Origin of the sequence: Paraclostridium sp. AKS73 (assembly GCF_025671395.1) — a bacterium.
Taxonomy (GTDB): Bacteria; Bacillota; Clostridia; order Peptostreptococcales; family Peptostreptococcaceae; genus Paraclostridium; species Paraclostridium benzoelyticum.
In genome coordinates this window covers 1-472 of the sequence record NZ_JAIXHU010000091.1, presented here as the reverse complement: position 1 = coordinate 472, position 472 = coordinate 1, and the positions used below count along the sequence as shown (strand labels likewise).

The following is a 472-nucleotide window of genomic DNA, read 5'->3' as shown; positions in this document are numbered from 1 at the left end:
AGTCCTGTTATTCCCGCCAATATGCTAGTGTGGCTCAACGGTAGAGCAGCTGACTTGTAATCAGCAGGTTGTAGGTTCGATTCCTATCACTAGCTCCAACGTGGAGGATTTCCCGAGCGGCCAAAGGGGGCAGACTGTAAATCTGTTGTCACTGACTTCGGTGGTTCGAATCCACCATCCTCCACCAACTTAATAATTTGCGCGGATGTGGCGGAATTGGCAGACGCACCAGACTTAGGATCTGGCGCCTATGGCGTGGGGGTTCGACTCCCTTCATCCGCACCAATTGTACTATGCGGGAATAGTTCAGTGGTAGAGCGCAACCTTGCCAAGGTTGAAGTCGCGAGTTCGAATCTCGTTTCCCGCTCCAAATAAAAAATGTGGGTGCATAGCTCAGCTGGATAGAGCAACGCCCTTCTAAGGCGTGTGTCCGGGGTTCGAATCCCTGTGCGCTCACCACATTCATAGGGGA

The 472-nt window shown here is 52.3% G+C and carries 5 tRNA genes; all 5 read left to right on the top strand.

What is annotated here, in order from left to right:
- The first annotated feature begins 23 nt into the window (after positions 1 to 23).
- The 5 genes from LEQ07_RS19795 (at position 24) to LEQ07_RS19775 (ending at position 459) form a co-directional block, all read left to right on the top strand.
- Positions 24 to 98 (top strand) — tRNA-Thr (locus tag LEQ07_RS19795).
- A gap of 4 nt (positions 99 to 102) precedes the next feature.
- Positions 103 to 187: transfer RNA gene (locus LEQ07_RS19790), tRNA-Tyr, on the top strand.
- 14 nt (positions 188 to 201) lie between these two features.
- Positions 202 to 285: transfer RNA gene (locus tag LEQ07_RS19785), tRNA-Leu, on the top strand.
- Positions 286 to 295: 10 nt separating this feature from the next.
- A tRNA-Gly gene (locus LEQ07_RS19780) sits at positions 296 to 370 on the top strand.
- 12 nt (positions 371 to 382) lie between these two features.
- Positions 383 to 459, top strand: a tRNA-Arg gene (locus LEQ07_RS19775).
- Positions 460 to 472 lie beyond the last annotated feature (13 nt).